Origin of the sequence: Bifidobacterium saguini DSM 23967, assembly GCF_000741715.1 — a bacterium.
GTDB classification, from domain to species: Bacteria; Actinomycetota; Actinomycetes; order Actinomycetales; family Bifidobacteriaceae; genus Bifidobacterium; species Bifidobacterium saguini.
The window spans coordinates 1-18,151 of record NZ_JGZN01000002.1 but is presented as its reverse complement, the minus strand read 5'-3'; the positions used below and the strand labels follow the sequence as shown (position 1 = coordinate 18,151).

The 18,151-nt window shown below is 57.3% G+C and carries 11 protein-coding genes, 2 rRNA genes and 1 pseudogene; 3 read left to right on the top strand and 11 right to left on the bottom strand.

All coding sequences use genetic code 11. The features are described 5' to 3' along the window. Window positions 1-145: 145 nt before the first annotated feature. The 3 genes and pseudogenes from BISA_RS00185 to BISA_RS11785 form a co-directional block, all read right to left on the bottom strand. Complete coding sequence (locus BISA_RS00185; protein WP_156099576.1) at window positions 146-1,120, bottom strand: Ig-like domain-containing protein; 975 nt, start codon at window positions 1,118-1,120, stop codon at window positions 146-148. A gap of 446 nt (window positions 1,121-1,566) precedes the next feature. Further along, complete coding sequence (locus BISA_RS00180) at window positions 1,567-2,976, bottom strand: DUF4032 domain-containing protein (protein ID WP_033889500.1); 1,410 nt, start codon at window positions 2,974-2,976, stop codon at window positions 1,567-1,569. Between the two features lie 176 nt (window positions 2,977-3,152). Then, window positions 3,153-4,279: pseudogene (locus BISA_RS11785) on the bottom strand (ABC transporter ATP-binding protein). Window positions 4,280-4,672: 393 nt separating this feature from the next. Here BISA_RS11785 and BISA_RS00170 point away from each other — a divergent pair. The 3 genes from BISA_RS00170 (at window position 4,673) to BISA_RS00160 (ending at window position 8,073) form a co-directional block, all read left to right on the top strand. Further along, window positions 4,673-5,941: a glycosyltransferase family 2 protein gene (locus BISA_RS00170; RefSeq protein WP_033889499.1), complete on the top strand. Its 1,269-nt coding sequence runs from the start codon at window positions 4,673-4,675 to the stop codon at window positions 5,939-5,941. 87 nt (window positions 5,942-6,028) lie between these two features. Continuing rightward, window positions 6,029-6,748 (top strand): LytR/AlgR family response regulator transcription factor, encoded by a 720-nt coding sequence (locus BISA_RS00165; RefSeq protein ID WP_033889503.1) that lies wholly within the window; start codon window positions 6,029-6,031, stop codon window positions 6,746-6,748. Beyond that, complete coding sequence (locus tag BISA_RS00160; protein ID WP_033889498.1) at window positions 6,748-8,073, top strand: ATP-binding protein; 1,326 nt, start codon at window positions 6,748-6,750, stop codon at window positions 8,071-8,073. Before BISA_RS00165 ends, BISA_RS00160 begins: the two co-directional genes overlap by 1 nt. 30 nt (window positions 8,074-8,103) lie before the next feature. Here BISA_RS00160 and nrdF read toward each other — a convergent pair whose 3' ends face one another. From nrdF to BISA_RS00120, 8 genes are all read right to left on the bottom strand, one after another. After that, a complete protein-coding gene (gene nrdF / locus BISA_RS00155) occupies window positions 8,104-9,096 on the bottom strand; it encodes a class 1b ribonucleoside-diphosphate reductase subunit beta (protein ID WP_033889497.1) in 993 nt (330 codons plus the stop codon). A gap of 10 nt (window positions 9,097-9,106) precedes the next feature. Then, window positions 9,107-11,299 carry a class 1b ribonucleoside-diphosphate reductase subunit alpha gene (gene nrdE / locus BISA_RS00150; protein ID WP_033889495.1) on the bottom strand — a complete coding sequence of 731 codons (2,193 nt, stop codon included), beginning with the start codon at window positions 11,297-11,299 and terminating at the stop codon, window positions 9,107-9,109. A gap of 40 nt (window positions 11,300-11,339) precedes the next feature. Continuing rightward, window positions 11,340-11,756, bottom strand: coding sequence for a class Ib ribonucleoside-diphosphate reductase assembly flavoprotein NrdI (gene nrdI, locus BISA_RS00145; protein ID WP_242689713.1), 417 nt, complete (start codon window positions 11,754-11,756; stop codon window positions 11,340-11,342). 95 nt (window positions 11,757-11,851) lie between these two features. Then, window positions 11,852-12,106 carry a glutaredoxin family protein gene (locus tag BISA_RS00140; RefSeq protein ID WP_033889493.1) on the bottom strand — a complete coding sequence of 85 codons (255 nt, stop codon included), beginning with the start codon at window positions 12,104-12,106 and terminating at the stop codon, window positions 11,852-11,854. Between the two features lie 300 nt (window positions 12,107-12,406). Beyond that, the gene (locus tag BISA_RS00135; protein ID WP_033889491.1) at window positions 12,407-12,955 is read right to left on the bottom strand and encodes a GtrA family protein; all 549 of its coding nucleotides are present in this window, start codon (window positions 12,953-12,955) and stop codon (window positions 12,407-12,409) included. After that, window positions 12,948-15,404, bottom strand: a complete 2,457-nt coding sequence (gluB, locus tag BISA_RS00130) for a beta-glucosidase GluB (RefSeq protein ID WP_033889490.1) — start codon at window positions 15,402-15,404, stop codon at window positions 12,948-12,950. Before gluB ends, BISA_RS00135 begins: the two co-directional genes overlap by 8 nt. Before the next feature lie 341 nt (window positions 15,405-15,745). Next, window positions 15,746-15,862, bottom strand: a 5S ribosomal RNA gene (gene rrf, locus BISA_RS00125). A 182-nt stretch (window positions 15,863-16,044) separates the two neighbouring features. Continuing rightward, window positions 16,045-18,151, bottom strand: a 23S ribosomal RNA gene (locus BISA_RS00120); the annotation flags it as partial.

Below are 18,151 nucleotides of genomic sequence, written 5' to 3'. Positions count from 1 at the left end.
GGGGCCTGAGGTTGCTGCCGAGCGAATCCTTGATCGTTGTCGCGTTGGCACTTCGGCGTCTGTGCCGGCGTTGACGGTGATCGTCCAGTTGACCACGGTGACCTGCACCGGCTTGCCGTCCTTGCCAAGTACCGGCTTGCCGTTCTCATCCGTCTTGTCGACGGTATTGGCCTTGCCGTTCTTTTTTCACGGACCATTTGCTGTTCAGCCAGATACTCTGTTCAGTGGTCTGCTTTTTCGCATAATCGTCGCTGTAGTACTTGACCTTGTTTTTGACGAGGTCGGTACCAACGTTATCGGCGACTTGCTTGCGGTCGATTTTCACGCTGTAGCGCGCGTACAGCGCCTGACCATCGGTCATCTGGTCGATGTTGACATTGAATCCGTTGGGGATGGTGTCGGTCTGCTCCGTGTGTTCCCAGTTGCCGGTGTACTCCTGCGTGCAGTTCGCATCGGTGTACAGCTTGAGTGAGTCCGGCACCAGATTGAGCAGTTCACCCATCGAATCTTCGAGCTTGACGTTCTTGTTGCTGCCTTTGGCATGCACTTCCACCACGAAATCGAATACGGTGGGGTCTTCGGTGGAAATGGCGCCGTTCTTCTGCGCCCACAGGCTGTGCTGCTCGTTCACGTTGACTTCCAGCTGCCCGATGCCCGGGAATTCGAAGCTGGCCTCGCCGCCGTTGTTGTCGCCCGTGGACGACTCGGTGATGGTGCCGTTGACGGTGACGTAGATCTTCTTGTTGGAGCCGGTATCGTTGCGGTTGAAGGTGGCCACGAGCTTATTGCCGTTGACGGTGAATGTGCCGCGCTCACCGCCATCATCACCGTAGATAGTGTATGTTTCGTTGGATTTGAAATTCAGGCCTTTCGGCAGATCATAGGTGAACTGATCGCCCTCTTGAATATCGATGCCATTCGGCATCGTCCAATACAGCTTCATCTTGACCGGGTCGCCGTAGTTCACCGTCATGCCGGTGGTGTACGGCTTGCCGTCGATGGTGATCACCGTATCGTCCTTGAGGACCGGAGCCTGTGCGCTGCCGATTTCATACGTGGTTGCAGCTTGAGCAATCGGCACTCCCACAATTGCGGCGGCCAACAGCATAGCGATGACCACAAGCATCGATGACAACGTTCGCAACAACGAATAACGGGGATGCTGCCTACTTTGAACGAACATCTTCTCTCCTACCATGGCACTACGTCATCGATTGATACCACTCAGTCGTCTAGCCTCCAGCATACGTCAGTCCATAGTCTTTTTGCAAACGATTGCCGCATGTCAGATTTTCTCATCAAATACGCTTAATAAGCCGCTTCTAGCAATAATTTCTTTTGTATTACTTTCATGAAAACACATTGCAATTGCATACGATGGCACAGCAGAGTACAGAAAGGGGCGGCTGCCTTATCAGCAACCGCCCCTTGAGCTGGCGAACCGTCTGTTGAACGGCTTAGTAGCTCCGGCAATTACAGACTTGCCTACGGCAAGGCTCAACCTGCCCTCACTCGACTATCGTCTCGCTCGGGGCTCGCCTACAGACAGTCCACTGGACTGTCTGCTTAACGGCTCGCCCATACCGCTGCATCCGGATCGTCGTCGGGGTTGTAGCCGTCGTAATCGCCGTAGGTGTACTCGTCGTCCACCACGCCGGAATCGGCTTCGGCGTTCAGCTCGTCCACATCCTTCTTGTCCAGCTTGTACTGCGGCAACACATTCTCGATGTAGCTGGTCACGGCCTCGCCCATCGGCACATCGTGGCCGGCCTTCTCGGCCAGGAACCAACGGTGATCGAGCACCTCATGGAAGAACTGCGCCGGCTCGATCTGGGAACGATAGTCACGCGGAATCATGCGCACAGTCGGCTCATACACTTCGCGCATCCAGTCGGTTGCCACAATCTCCAGCTCCTCGCCATCGCGCCAAGTCGAGGCACGATAGGCATCGAGATCGTTGAGCAGACGACGGGCCTGATTCTCCTGCACATCGAGACCGGTCAGACGCAGCAGCTTGCGGTTGGCGTAACCGGCGTCCACCACGCGCGGACGCACCAGCACACGCTTGCCATCCTCGGCGGTCTTCATTTCCAGCTCGTCCACGTCGAAGCCCAGCTCATTGAGCTTGTTGACGCGCTGCTCGATCTTCCACATCTCGTCCGGACCGAACTTATCGGTATCGGTCAGGGCGCTCCACAGCGAGTGGTAGCGGTCGACCAAGCGGTTGCCGACTTCAATCTCGTCCACATCGCTAGGCAGCAGGCGACCGGATGCCAAATCCATCAATTCGCCGATGATGTTTGTGCGCGCCAGGTCGATATCGTATTCGCGCTGGCCATCAGTCAGCTGCACCTGCAAATCACCAGTTTCGGCATCCACTAGGAAAGCGGAGAATGCGTCAGCATCGCGCAGGAACAGCACGTTCGAGAGCGACACATCACCCCAGTAGAAGCCAGCCAAATGCAGGCGAACCATCAGTACGGCAAGCGCATCAATCAATCGCTCAGCAGTGTCATGCTGCAGATTACGAGCGAACAGTGCACGGTATGGCAGAGAGAACTTCAGGTGACGGGTCACCAGAATGGCTTCCAACGGCTCGCCGTTCTTATCATGGCGGCCAGTGACCACAGCAATCGGGGTAACGGTCGGCAGTTCAAGCTTCTGCAGACGGCGCAAAATCTCGTATTCTCGCTCGGCCACCTGGCGGGTGATTTCCTTCATGGCGTAGACTTCATCGCCCACATGCACGAAACGCACCACGTGGCGGGAGATGCCTCGCGGCAGGTTGGCGAGCAGATCCTCGGGCCAAGTGGCCAACGGCTTATGCCACGGCAGCGTGAACATCTTCGGGTTCGAGCTGGCGGCGGTAATCTTCAGCGCCTGAGGCTCGGCGGAATTGGCGTGCTCATCTTCGGCCTTTACGGAGGTGGCCTTCAACGCACGCGGATCCATCTGGGGCAGATTAGTTACTTCCATAGCACTCCATCGTACTGAATCGAGGGGAACAGCTAGTTGTCATTATAGAAGCGGCACAGCATGGGTAAAAGAAAAGCCCCGCAGCTGTGCAGGGCTTTTCCAACGAGGTCATAAGAGAGGAAGAGAATAACCTCGTTTAATGGTTGACGAAGCGGTTAGACCTCGCCAAGTATCTACTAGTTCAGACGCAGCTCGGTCGACGGAGCGAACAGGTGCATCTTGGCCGGGTCAATCTTGATCTTCACGGTTGCACCGACCTTCGGGAGCGCACGCGGGTTCACACGAATCGTGGTGAGCTTGTTCTGGTCGGACATAACCTGAGAAGCCTCAGCAGCGGAGCCATCGGTGATGATGTTGCCGTAGATGTAGCCGTCGGAGCCCAGATCCTCGACGTTCACAACCTTCAGGGAGAAGGCGTTCGGGTCGTCGGAAGCAGCCAGGCTTGCGTCCTCAGGACGGAAGCCGACCACAATCTGGCCGTTGTCTTCAGCGGTGAGCTTGTTGACAGCCTCAGCCGGCAGATCCACGGTGTCCTCACCGATCTTTGCCTTGCCGTTGACCACCGGGTGGGTGTTCAGGTTCATCGACGGGGAGCCAATGAAGCCAGCGACGAAGACGTTGGCCGGACGATCGTACAGCTCGGTCGGAGCGCCGACCTGCTGCAGAATGCCGAGCTTGATGACGGCAATACGATCGCCCATAGTCAGAGCCTCAGTCTGATCGTGGGTCACGTACAGGGTGGTGACACCCAGCTGACGCTGCAGAGCGGCGATCTGGGTACGGGTCTGGACACGAAGCTTTGCATCGAGGTTGGAGAGCGGCTCATCCATGAGGAAGACCTTCGGCTCACGGACGATTGCACGGCCCATAGCAACACGCTGACGCTGACCACCAGACAGAGCCTTCGGCTTACGGTCGAGGTACTCGGTCAGGTCGAGGATCTCAGCGGCCTTCTCGACGCGCTTGCGAATCTCTTCCTTCGGGGTGCCGGCGATCTTCAGAGCGAAGCCCATGTTGTCGGCGACGGTCATGTGCGGGTACAGAGCGTAGTTCTGGAACACCATTGCGATGTCGCGGTCCTTCGGCTGCATCGTGGTGACGTCCTTGCCACCGATGAGGATGCGGCCCTTGTTGACCTCTTCCAGGCCGGCGAGCATACGAAGGGTCGTAGACTTACCGCAGCCAGAAGGGCCGACGAGGACGAGGAACTCGCCATCCTTGATATCAAGATTCAGATCATCCACAGAGGCTTATCGTTGCCCGGGTAGATACGAGTGACGTGGTCGAATACGACTTCTGCCATAATTTCAATCCTTTCAGAGGCAGGTACGTGCCTCACGATCCGTTGTAAAGGGATTTATTTCCTTTTGCTTCTACCCACAACACCGACACACAACGTCGCTTCTCGGAACTGCAAGCTTCAGCGTTTACTTTTTCCGGTTCAGTGAAGGTTCTCTTCGTTGAGCCAAGATTCACTATACACGCGGCATGTACAAAAACAAGGCGAACATGCGAAACATTTCACAGAGCGTGTCGCCATGTCAGCACCGTGCGAGACGCATTCCTAGGAAGACACTTCAAACCACACGTTTCACGATATGTTTCACGCCGCGATCTTGCCAATTCCTCGCCGCAGGCTCCTCGTTAATTCAGCATGATGAAGCTGCACGGCGAGACCCGGCGTTAGGCTTGAGACATGGAACATGAGCCGTTGGTCAGCATCATCATCCCGGTATATAAGGTCGAGCAGTTCCTTGACGCATGTGTGGCGAGCGTCACCGCACAGACCTACCGGAATCTCGAAATCCTGCTCGTGGACGACGGCTCCCCCGACTCCTGCCCTGCCATGTGCGATGCATGGGCTGCGAAGGATCCTCGCATCCGCGTCATTCACAAACCCAACGGCGGCCTTTCGGATGCGCGTAACGCCGGCATCAAACAAGCCACTGGCTCCTATATGTACTTTGCCGACTCCGATGACACCGTGGCACCCACCTTGGTGGAAGATTGCCTCGCCGCCATGCGCGAATACGATGCCGACCTCGTAATGTTCCAATTCGACACCATTTCCGAGAATGGCAAGCCACTGCTCTCCAACTATCGGCACAATGATTTTGATAAAGTGCAGATTCTCACGCCGGTGGAAGCCATCAAAAAGCAAGTCAAAGCTGAGATTGATGGCTACTTCTGGGCTTTCCTCGCCCCTGCACACACCTACCAGAACACCGGATTCGCTTTTCCTGTAGGCCGTAAAATCGAAGACCTCTCCCGCATCTGCAATGTGATTGGCGAAGCCACACGCGTGGTACGCATTCCGAAGGTGCTGTATCACTACCGTATGCGCGAAGGCTCCATCACCGCCAGTTGGGATCCGAAGCTTACGCGCGACTGGACCAAAGCCGCCGACGATCGCGAAGCATATATTATTGAGCGTTTCCCTGAGCTCAAGGGCTTCATGACGCTGCAACAGCTCAACTTCTTTGCCAATCTTGACTATGAGACGATTCGCCAGTCACTTATCGCCGGCCTCAAAATCGACCCTGAGGATGCGGATGCGATTCGCCGCCATATCGAGCGACTTTCCAAGACCGCTAACGAAAGCGATGAACCGATCCCGGATACATTGCGCGAACTGCTTGGATTACTGAAGCTCGGCGTGACCAAGTTCGCGGACAATGCGGCGGATGCGCTAGCGGCGACGCCCGGCGCCGACCCCACCGGACCTTCCATGTGGCTTCCGCTCACGAAAGAGCAGATTGCCGAGCGATGGGCGGATACCACACGAGACGGGCACAATGGCACCGATAACGACAACGACATGACGCTGTCCGAACGATTCCGCGATATGCGCGAGGATTGGCGCCAGCTGCGCATCCAACATATCGAACAGGCTGAGGAGCGCAAAGATGAACGCAAAGCCGAGCGCCTAGCGGCCCGTAACGGCGTTACTTTCGAGCAGGAGTAACCTCCACAAACCTGCATCGTTGCCACACTGCGCCAAGTCCACCAGATAAGATGACAGACAGAGGAACCATGACGGGAGGGTATGGTCATGCGCGATATCAGGGTTGGGGTGGTCGAAGATGATCCACAAGCCTGCCAGCGGGTACTTGATTATCTGAATCAATATCAGAGCGAAACCGGCACGCAGTTCACGATTTCCGTATTCGACGATGGCGAGCAAATCGTAGAGCAATACACGCCGACGTACGACATTCTGCTGCTCGACATCGAAATGCAGCACATGGATGGCATGGCTGCGGCCCGCAAGATTCGCGAGCGCGACAATTCCGTGGTGATCGTGTTCATCACCGGAGCCCCGCAATATGCCATCAATGGCTATGAGGTGCAGGCGCTCTCCTACTTGCTGAAGCCTGTCCCCTATTTCGCATTCCGCCAGGAAATCAAGCGTTCCATCGATATGGTGCGCCGTCGCACGGATGAGGCGCTGCTCATCGAAGCAGGCGGTAAGCAGATGCGCGTGGAGCTGGCCGATGTGCTGTATATCGAATCGATTCGTCACACGATTATCGTGCACACGCAGGGCGGCAAGCTTTCGGTGACCGGCACCCTGAAAGACTTTGAAGAACGTCTGACGGACCAGAACTTCTTCCGCTCGAACTCCTGCTATCTGGTGAATCTGCGCCATGTGACTGGCGTGGATGGGCAGGATTGCGTGATGTCGAACGGCGAGGCGTTGCGTGTGAGCCGCCCGCGCAAGAAGGCGTTCCTCACCGCGCTGACCAATTACATGGGTATGGGTGCGCTCTGATGGATGGCACCACAATAACCAACGCACTACCGGATATTCCGCGGCTTTATACCGCCTTGTGCGAATGGCTGGCCTGCATGGTGTACATTCTGGCCATCTATCGGCGAGTTCCCTGGCAACGCACGGCCATAGTCAGTGCCGTTGGCTTGGTGGGCATGATTGTCATCCAGTATCTCGATGGCGCGATGCCACTGTGGTTCTGGGTAATCGGTATGCTGCTGGCGTTCGGTGGCATGTGGGCAATAGTGCGATTCGCTGCAGGCACGGGGAATCGCGAGGGATTGTATATTACTGCGCGTGCGTTTGTGCTGGCGGAACTGGTCGCTTCACTCCACTGGCAGCTGGTGACGTTCCTGCAATACGGGCTTGATTTAACCCCGCAGGAACCATTCCCCACGCTGGTGCTTATCGGCACGTATGCGGCGGCATTCGCCGTTGCCTGGCTGGCTGAGCGCGGCAATTTTGCGCATGATGCGCCCACCAGCACCACATGGCAGCTGTCTGTGGGTACGCTGGCCATTACCATCACCACGTTCGCCATGAGCAACTTGAGCTTCATCTCCACCAATACACCGTTCTCCGGCACTGTGGGCCAGGAGGTGTTCTACATCCGCACATTGGTGGACTTCTGCGGATTCGCGATTCTCTACGCGCAGCAGGAACAGGCACGGCGAATGGCCGCGAATGCGGAACTAGCATCAATCAATGCGCAATTGGCAAGTCAGCATCAGGAATATCTAGCGTCCAAGGAAAATATCGAATCCATTGGGCGTTTGGCGCATGATTTGAAGCATCAGATTGCGGCTTTGCGAGCGGAAGTCGACCCTGAGCATGCGGCTGCCGGATTCGAGCAATTGGAGGCTTCCGTAGCGGCGGCGAGCGCCCAGCAGCATTCCGGCAACCCAGTACTGGATGTGATTCTGACTTCAAAGATGCGCACTTGTGCGGATCGGGGTATTACGTTGACCGCTGTGGCGGACGGTAAGTTGCTTAATGGTATGTCTTCAATGGATATTGCCTCACTGTTCGGCAACGCGCTCGACAATGCGATTGAGGCGACCAGCAAACTGCCGAATAAGCAGCAGCGCTTGATTCGCGTGGCCTTGTACGGGCAGGGTCAGTTCACGGTGATTCGTGTGGAGAATTATTACGATTCTGCGTTGAAGAAGGACTCGACGGGCGCGCTGCGTACCACGAAGCATGATGCTTCGCGGCACGGGTTCGGCGTGAAGTCGATTCGTCATATCGCCGCACAATACGGTGGCGAGGTGACGATTCGCACCGAGGATCATTGGTTTATTCTGACCGCGCTCATTCCGCGATAATCCTTCGGTAATCCCGAGCCAACCCGACAGTCAGAAGTCCCAATCGTCGTCGTCGGTTTCCTCGGCCTTGCCCATCACGTAGGAGGAGCCGGAGCCGGAGAAGAAGTCATGGTTTTCGTCGGCGTTCGGGCTCAGAGCGGCGAGGATCGCAGGGTTCACGTCGCAAATCTCAGCCGGGAAGAGCGCTGGGTAGCCGAGGTTCATCAGCGCCTTGTTGGCGTTGTAATGCAGGAACTTCTCCACATCCTCGACCAGGCCCACTCCGGAGTACAGGGACTCGGTGTAGCCCACCTCATTGTCGTACAGCTCGTTGAGCAAATCGTAGGTGTAGTCCTGCAGGTCGGCGCGCTCGGCATCGGTCAGCTGGGCGATGCCCTTCTGATACTTATAGCCGATGTAGTAGCCATGCACAGCCTCGTCGCGGATGATGAGGCGGATCACGTCAGCGGTATTGGTGAGCTTGGCATGAGCGGAGAAGTACATCGGCAGGTAGAAGCCGGAGTAGAAGAGGAAGGATTCGAGCAGCGTGGAGGCCACCTTGCGCTTGTACGGGTTGTCGCCCTCGTAGTAGTCGAGCACGATTTCCGCCTTCTTCTGCAGGAACTCGTTCTGCTCGCTCCAGTCGAACGCGGCATCAATCTGCTCGGTGGAGCACAGGGTGGAGAAAATCGAAGAGTAGGACTTAGCGTGCACGGATTCCATGAACGCGATGTTCGTGTACACGGCCTCCTCGTGCGGGGTGAGCGCATCCGGAATCAGGGAGACGGCACCGACCGTGCCCTGGATGGTGTCGAGCAAGGTCAGACCGGTGAATACGCGCATGGTGAGCGTATGTTCCTCTTCGCTCATCTGCTGCCAGGACGGAATGTCGTTGGAGACCGGGACCTTCTCAGGTAGCCAGAAGTTGCCGGTCAGGCGGTCCCAGACCTCAAGGTCCTTCTCGTCTTCCAAACGGTTCCAGTTGATGGCGGAAACGCGGTCGATAAGCTTCAACGGCTTACGTGGAATAGAAATCGGTGGCATATTTTTCCTTTCAGAGCATGCAACTTACGCAACCGGCAACCTCAGTGCCTTCCAGCGCCTGCTGGCGGATGCGGATGTAGTAGAGAGTTTTGATGCCTTTGCGCCAAGCGTAGATCTGGGCTTTGTTGAGGTCGCGGGTGGTGGCGGTGTCCGGGAAGAACAACGTCAGCGAGAGACCCTGATCAACGTGCTGGGTGGCCTCAGCGTAGGTGTCGACGATGGCCTTCCAACCGATCTCATAGGCATCCTTGTAGTACTCAAGGTTGCTGTTGGTCATGTAGGCGGCCGGGTAGTAGACGCGCCCGATCTTGCCTTCCTTGCGGATTTCGATCTTGGAAGCGATCGGGTGGATTGAGCTCGTGGAATGGTTGATGTATGAGATTGATCCGGTGGGCGGCACAGCCTGCAGGTTCTGGTTGTAGATGCCGTCCTTGATGATTGCGGCCTGCAACGCCTGCCAGTCGGCCACGGTCGGGATCGCGATGCCGAACTTGGCGAACAGGTCGCGCACGCGGGCGGTGCGAGGTTCGAGGGAGCGGCGGCCATCCGTGTACTTGTCGAAATAGTTACCTTGGCCAGCCGGCTTGACGTAGTCGGAGGTTGGGAAGCTCTTGAATGCCTGGCCGTGTTCCACGGCGAGCGCATGGGAGGCTCGGTAGGCGTGATAGGCCACGGTCATGAAGTACATGTCCGTAAAGTCGAGGCCTTCCTCGGAACCATACATAATGCCCTCGCGGGCCAGGAAGCCGTGCAGGTTCATCTGGCCAAGGCCGATGGCGTGACCTTCCTCGTTGGCGCGGCGGATGGAAGGCACGGCGTTGATGCTCGTGTGCTCGGCCACCGAGGTGAGCGCGCGAATCGCGGTCTCCACGGTGTGGGCCAGGCCACCGTCCATCGCCTTGGCGATGTTGAGGGAACCAAGGTTGCAGGAGATGTCGCGGCCGACGTGCTTGTAGGTCAGGTCTTCGTTGAATTCGCTGGGCTCCTGCACCTGCAGGATTTCGGAGCACAGGTTCGACATGGTCACGCGGCCCTCAATCGGATTGGCACGGTTGACCGTATCTTCGAACACAATGTACGGGTAGCCGGATTCGAACTGCAGTTCAGCAATGGTGGTGAAGAACTTGCGGGCGTCGATGTAGGTTTTGCGAATGCGGCTGTCCGCCACCATTTCTTCGTAATGTTCGGTGATTGCGATGTCGGCGAACGGCTTGCCGTAGACGCGTTCCACATCGTAGGGGCTGAACAGGGCCATCTGCTCCTTGCGCTTGGCCAGTTCGAAAGTGATGTCCGGAATCACCACGCCGAGTGCCAGGGATTTGATGCGAATTTTCTCGTCCGCGTTCTCGCGCTTGGTGTCGAGGAATCGCAGAATATCTGGGTGATGGGCACTCAGATACACGGCGCCAGCGCCTTGGCGGGCACCAAGCTGGTTGGCGTAGGAGAATGCGTCTTCCAGTAGCTTCATGACCGGGATCACGCCGCTGGACTGGTTTTCGATGTGCTTGATCGGGGCGCCGAGTTCGCGCAGGTTGCTCAGCAGCAGAGCGACGCCGCCGCCGCGCTTGGACAGCTGCAGGGCTGCGTTGATGCCGCGGGAGATGGACTCCATGTTGTCTTCAATGCGCACCAGGAAGCAGCTGACCGGCTCGCCGCGCTGGGCCTTGCCGAGGTTCAGGAAGGTGGGGGTCGCCGGCTGGAAACGGCCGGCAAGCATTTCGTCGGTGTATTCAATGGCTTGTGTCTCATCTCCGGCTGCGAGTTCCAACGCCACGGCGGCGCAGCGCTGCGGGAAGTCCTCGAGGTAACGCTTGCCGTCAAAGGTCTTCAGCGCGTAGGACGTGTAGAACTTGAAGGCACCGAGGAATGTGCCGAATTCAAAGCCGGCGGATTCCACATGCGCGTAGAAGCGGCCGAGGAATTCAGCTGAATACTGGGCAAATACCGCAGGGTTGTAGTACTGGTTGTCGATCAGGAACTTCAGGCGCTCCGCGGTGCTCGGGAAGGTCACGGTGTTGGCTGCCACATGATTGGTCACATAGGCGCGCTCAGCAGCCTTGTCTTTATCAAACTGAATTTGACCATTGGAGTCATACAGGTTGAGCATTGCATTCAGCGCATGGTAGTCGCGCGCGGGATCGGTGGGCTCGGCGCTGTGCGACGTGTTGTCGAGGGCCAGTCCGGTGTTGGTGAAATCGGTCATAGTTGGGTTGTGATCCTTGTGACGTACGGGAGACTTCCGCCTATTCGGCAGTAAAGAATTTCACGAGGCCGTTTTTCACGGCGGCAGTGTCTTCTGGAGTGCCCATCAGCTCGAATTTGTAGAGGAACGGTACGTGGCACTTGGCGGAGATGATATCGCCGGCAGCGCAGTAGGCTTCGCCAAAGTTCGTGTTGCCGGAGGCGATGACGCCGCGAATCCATGCACGGTTCTCTGGATCGTTAAGGAATCGTTTGACTTGGATTGGCACGGCCTTTTTGATGACCCCTCCACCATAAGTGGGCACCATAATGACGTATGGTTCGCGCACATTCAGCGCTGGCTCGGATGCCTTCAACGGTACGCGATACACGTTGATGCCTTGGTCTTGGAACCGGCACCCGGCCACGAATCGCGCAGTGTTCTCCGAAGCTGAGGAGAAGTACACCAAGGCGCCTATCCCAGTGCCCGAAGCGGCGAATTCCGGCGTGCTGACGGCACTTTCAACGTTCTCAGTCGCTTGCGCAACGACTAGCCCGGCTGCACTATTCCGCGTCACGCGGCCACCGGAGCTTCGGCAGCGGCTTTCTTGGCAATTTCGCGGATCAAGTCCGGACGGTAACCGGTCCAAGAGTTGTCTGGCGTAATCACTACTGGGGCCTGCTGGAAACCGGCCGCCTGCAGCTGTTCAAGGGTTGAGGGGTTCTCCGTCAGATCCACGGTTTCAAATGGCACGCCCAGCTTGGTGAATTGACGCTTAGTGGCTTCACACTGCGGGCAATGTGGCTTGGTGAATACAGTGACGGTCATGGCGAACTCCCCTTCGCTGGTGCTGTGGAATAAAGCGAGAGCCATATTACAGCCAGCCAATTTTCAATCAAGCCACTATGTGTAGTGGCGTGTTGTATTCAAAAACACTAGATATAGTGTTTTACGTTGATTTTCCGCCATTTGTGCAAGGCAGCCATAAACCCGTATAAAGCAACCCGCCGAGCAACTTGTGGCATTGTTCACATTTGAAGAAACATGAAAAAGCCCGGTCGGACGCTCGAGGTAAGCGTCCGACCGGGCTCAGAGAAAGAAGAGGTCAGAAGATTGGAAAATTAAGGATTACTTAGCCTCCTTGTTCTTCGGCATAATCCAGAACTTGAGCAACGGGTAGCTCACCACCACAGCCAGCAGCGTGTTGACCACGGAAGCGATGGTGCCGGCAATGCCAGCGTTCATGCCCCAGCCCTGGCACAGGGAGGTCACGTAACCCGGCAGCACGAGGTTCACCACCACGATGACCACGGCCAGAATAGCGTACTTCCAAGCAGCATCCTTGAAGCTGGAGTCAGACTTGAACACCCACTTCATCTGTACGAAGAAGTTCACCACCTGAGCGATAACCTCGGCGAAGAGGAAGGTGAGGAAGCCGCCGAGACCGTTACCGGATTCCGGGTAGTTGAAGATGAGGAAGTGGAATGGCGTGGTAATGCCGAGACCCGCCACGAAGATTGCAGTGCCAATCCACGTAACCACGAAACGTGAGATGGTGGAAATGTTCGAGAGCACGTTGAACAGGATGAACTCCCAAATGGTGGGGTGATCCTTAATCCACTGGCGAATCGGACCGAGCTTCTTTTCGCCGGCCGTGGAAGTGGTGTTGTCAGTCATTGTTGAGCTCCTTTGCAGTGCGCTTGTTGGCGGATTGGTTGCGGAAGAATCCGGCGATCAAGCCGCCGAGACCGCGGAATGTGTGGCCGTTGGCAATGGTGACGATGGCATCCACCATTGCTGAATCGACCATGCCTTGAGTCATCTTGCTCATGGCTCGCGGCGGCATGTTGAGAATGAAGAGCGTATTGAGGTCTGGAGCGCCGGTCTTCTGGCGGACGGAAGCCTCACGCTTGGTCAGCGTTTTGGCAATGGTCCGAGCCACAAAACCTCGTGAATCCACCCAGCTGGAAATCGGATCGTTCACGCCGAACGTCGTGGGCTTGCCGGGAGCAACAACCTCATGACCGAAGAGGGAGGTCATTTCCGCATCAGTGACATGCTTGACATCGCCGGTCAGGTAGTGGCCCATCGCTGGATCAGCAGGGGTTGCATCCACATCGCCGGCAACCGCGAACGGAGTACTCAGCGGCAAATCTTCAGCGTTTGTGCCTACAGTCAGGGTCCAGATGCCGGATTCGGTAGCCCAACGGTTCTCTGCAACATCAAAGTGACGGAAGGTGTACCGGTCGAATTCGATGCGCACGGTCTTTGATTCATGTGCACCTAGTTCGACCTTGGCGAAGCCCTTGAGCTCGCGAGCGGGGCGCAGCACGCCGGCACCGCCTTCTTCTGCGCGGGAGGGACCAGCAACGTACAACTGCGCAACGGTGGCACCTGGCACATCGGAATCGTTGGTAACGGTGAACTGCACGCTAGTTTCGTCCGCAATCAAGTCGTTGTAGGTGAAGCTGGAATAGCTCAGACCATAACCGAACGGGAAGCGCACAGGTACTTGGGCGGTTTCGTAATAGCGGTAGCCGACGAACGGGCCCTCACGGTAGATGGCGTCACGCCCCACAGCCGGATACCAGCCTGCAGACGGGGCATCGTCATAGTGAAGCGGCCAGGTCTCAGCCAAGTGGCCGGACGGGTTGATTTGGCCGGTCAGCGCGCGCACGGTAGCGGAAGCGCCGGCCTGTCCGGAAAGACCAACGTACAAGGCTGCCGCCACATCATCAAACCACGGCAGTTCAACCGGAGAACCAGCGACCAGCACCACGATAACGGGCTTGCCAGTAGCGGTCAGGGCGGCGACCAGATCATTCTGCACCTGCGGAATGGCCATAGTGGAGCGGTCAAGACCTTCAGATTCGCTGCGCTCGTCAAGACCGATGACAGCAACCACTGCGTCAGTGTCAGACTGCGCAGCAAGTGCCGTGGCTTCGGTAATCAGTGCCGGGTTAGCAACACCCTGGCGATCATAGCCTTGTGCATAACCGGTTACCGTCACGCCAGTGGATTCAGCGGCAGCGATCAGCTCGTCGAGAATGTTTTCTTCACGAGTGGCGTTCACCTTGGAGGAGCCGGAGCCCTGGAAGCGTGGGGTCTTGGCCATATCGCCAACCACGGCCACGCGCATGCCGGATTTCAGCGGCAGTGATGCATTCGTGTTCTTGAGCAGCACGGAGGAGCCTTCAGCCACCTTACGAGCCACCTCATGATGAGCAGCGGCGATGGCATCATCGAGCAGATCGTCACGGCCAACACCTTCGGCACGAGTCAGGCGAGCGATTTTTGCCACTTCTGCCGCACGAGCGTTGATATCGGCTTCGGAAAGCGTGCCAGCCTTAACAGCGCCTTCAAGTTCACGCACAGAGGTGTAGCCCGGAGACGGCATTTCGAGGGAGCCACCAGCCTTAACCGCAGCAACAGCGGAATTGGAGCCACCCCAATCGGAGACAACCATGCCGTCAAAGCCCCATTCGTTGCGCAAAATATCCTGCAGCAGGTGCTTGTTTTCATGCGCGTAGACGCCATTGATCTCGTTGTAGGAGGTCATGATGGTCATTGGCGCAGCTTCGCGTACGGCGATTTCAAAACCGGTCAGGTAGATTTCTCGCATCGTACGCTCGTCAATCACACTGTTAGATGCTTGACGGCGCAGCTCCTGGCTGTTGACCGCGAAATGCTTGGGGCATGCGGAAACACCATTGGACTGGATGCCGCGAATCAAGCCGGCAGCCATACGTCCAGCCACAATCGGATCTTCGGAATAGTACTCGAAGTTACGGCCGCACAACGGGTTGCGCTTAATGTTGAGCCCCGGGCCCAGCAGCACATTCACGTCAAGATCGTGAGCTTCGCGGCCCAAGGCCTCGCCCATTTCCTGAGCAAGTTCCGGATCCCAGGAGTTGGCCACGGTACCAGCGGTCGGGAAGCAAGTGGCGGGCTTAGAAGCACCCAAGCCTAGATGATCGCCTTCACCGAGCTGACGGCGCACACCGTGGGGGCCATCGCTCATCACAAAGCTGGGGATCTCTGCGCGTTCATTGCCACGCGAATCCCATTCGGAGCCGCCGGAAAGCATCGCCGCTTTCTCGCCTACCGAAAGTTCTTCGAGTTCCATCTCGTACTCGTCCTTCCTTGCACTGTCTGCTGCACTTCTGACGCTGTGCATAGCCTCTGATTCGTTGACGTTTCATCTGATGTGACACCGCTGTGACGTTCAGATTCTTCGCCGCTAGTTTGATTGAATCAGGTCTGCGCAGCGCGTGCAGGGCCTATCACACAACCTGTCGTTTACCGCGCACAAACGGTCGATGATGCAAATAAAAAAGGATCTTTGCAGAAAGGTGCTATTCCCTGCAAAGATCCTTAAATTCTTGCCGTGTCTAGATATGACTATGCTTGGATATGTAGAAACCCTCGGGAGCTGTTGCTCTACCGAGGGTTTCCTTTGACGTTTAAATGCGGCGGTGTGCTACTCTCCCACACCCTGTCGGGTGCAGTACCATCGCCGTGCCAGGCCTTAGCTTCCGGGTTCGGAATGGGACCGGGCGTCTCCCCTGGGCCATGACCGCCGCAAATCTTCTGTTATACGGTCCAAGACCATGTCTTGGCCGGCCTAGTGGTGGTTTGGGGACCGGATGGTGGACGCTGTCATTGGTATTCGTTTTCCGACCGCGGTGACCGACCATAGTGCCGTCATTGTCGTCCGCGTGTCACTGTGCGCAGCACGGTCGCCGACAATCGAAGGTGTCGGCGTGAAGGTTTCGCCTTTCCCCGTTAGTACCGGTCGGCTCCACCCCTCGCGGGGCTTCCACGTCCGGCCTATCGACCACGTGTTCTTCATGGGGGGTTCAAGGATCCGGGGATCCTATGGAATGCTTATCTTGGAGCAGGCTTCCCGCTTAGATGCTTTCAGCGGTTATCCCTTCCGAACGTGGCCAACCGGCCGTGCCGCTGGCGCGACAACCGGCATACCAGAGGTTCGTCCACCCAGGTCCTCTCGTACTATGGGCAGGCCTCCTCAACATTCCAACGAGCGCAGAGGATAGAGACCAAACTGTCTCACGACGTTCTGAACCCAGCTCGCGTGCCGCTTTAATCGGCGAACAGCCGAACCCTTGGGACCTGCTCCAGCCCCAGGATGCGACGAGCCGACATCGAGGTGCCAAACCATCCCGTCGATATGGACTCTTGGGAATGATCAGCCTGTTATCCCCGGGGTACCTTTTATCCGTTGAGCGATGCCGCGTCCGTACACCGGCACCGGATCACTAGTTCCGACTTTCGTCCCTGCTCGACCCGTCAGTCTCGCAGTCAAGCTCCCTTGTGCACTTACACTCGCCACCCGATTGCCAACCGGGCTGAGGGAACCTTTGAGCGCCTCCGTTACTCTTTGGGAGGCAACCGCCCCAGTTAAACTACCCGCCAGGCACTGTCCCAGACCAGGATGACTGGTCGTGGTGAGACATCCAATGCGAACAGAGCGGTATTTCACCTTGCGACTCCACCCAGGCTGGCGCCTGGATATCAAAGTCTCCCGCCTATGCTACACAATCCACACCGAATGCCAATACCAAGGTATAGTAAAGGTCCCGGGGTCTTTTCGTCCTTCTGCGCTTAACGAGCATCTTTACTCGTACTGCAATTTCGCCGAGCTCCTGGTCGAGACAGTGGGGAAGTCGTTACGCCATTCGTGCAGGTCGGAACTTACCCGACAAGGAATTTCGCTACCTTAGGATGGTTATAGTTACCACCGCCGTTTACCGGGGCTTGAATTCACCGCTTCACCAAAAAGGTTGACGGATCCTCTTAACCTTCCGGCACCGGGCAGGCGTCAGTGCATATACCGCGACTTGCGTCTTCGCATGCACCTGTGTTTTTGGTAAACAGTCGCTACCCCCTGGTCTGTGCCACCCCCCGACGCTCCACGGGCAAGCCGCTTCACGCAAGGGGGTCTCCCTTAAACCGAAGGAACGGGAGTGATTTGCCGAGTTCCTTGACCAGGATTCGCTCGATCGCCTTGGTATTCTCTACCTGACCACCAGTGTCGGTTTGGGGTACGGGCGCCAGACGCCCTCACGCCGAAGCTTTTCTCGACGGCCGGGATCACCGGATCCACGCTCAACGCGCGTCCCGTCGCACCTCACCCTCGCGCCCCCCGGATTTGCCTGGGGGGCGGGCTGCGTGCTTGGCCCGGGAAAACCACCTCCCGGGCCGGCTGCCCTTCCGTGTCACTCCTGCGCTCACCTACTACCGCTACGCTCCCAACTGAGGACCGATCCGAACCCCGAAGGGAACATCACGGCCAACCGGAGGTTAGTACTCACGGCCTCGGTCTTTTCGGTCGCCTGCCGGTACGGGAATATCGACCCGTTCATCCATTCGACTACGCCTGTCGGCCTCGCCTTAGGACCCGACTCACCCAGGGACGATGAACGTGGCCCTGGAACCCTTGGTCATCCGGCGGACGGGATCTTCACCCGTCTCTCGCTACTCATGTCTGCATTCTCACTCCCACGAAGTCCACGGCCGGCTTACACCGCCGCTTCGACCCTCGTGGGACGCTCTCCTACCCAGTAGAAAACTACTGCCGCGTCTTCGGTGGCGTGCTTGAGCCCCGCTACATTGTCGGCGCGGAACCACTAGACCAGTGAGCTGTTACGCACTCTTTCAAGGGTGGCTGCTTCTGAGCCAACCTCCTGGCTGTCTATGCGACTCCACATCCTTTCCCACTTAGCACGCGCTTGGGGACCTTAGACGACGGTCTGGGCTGTCTCCCTCTCGACGACGGAGCTTATCCCCCGCCGACTCACTGCCGGGATACGCATCACGGGTATTCGGAGTTTGGTTGCTGTCGGTACCCAG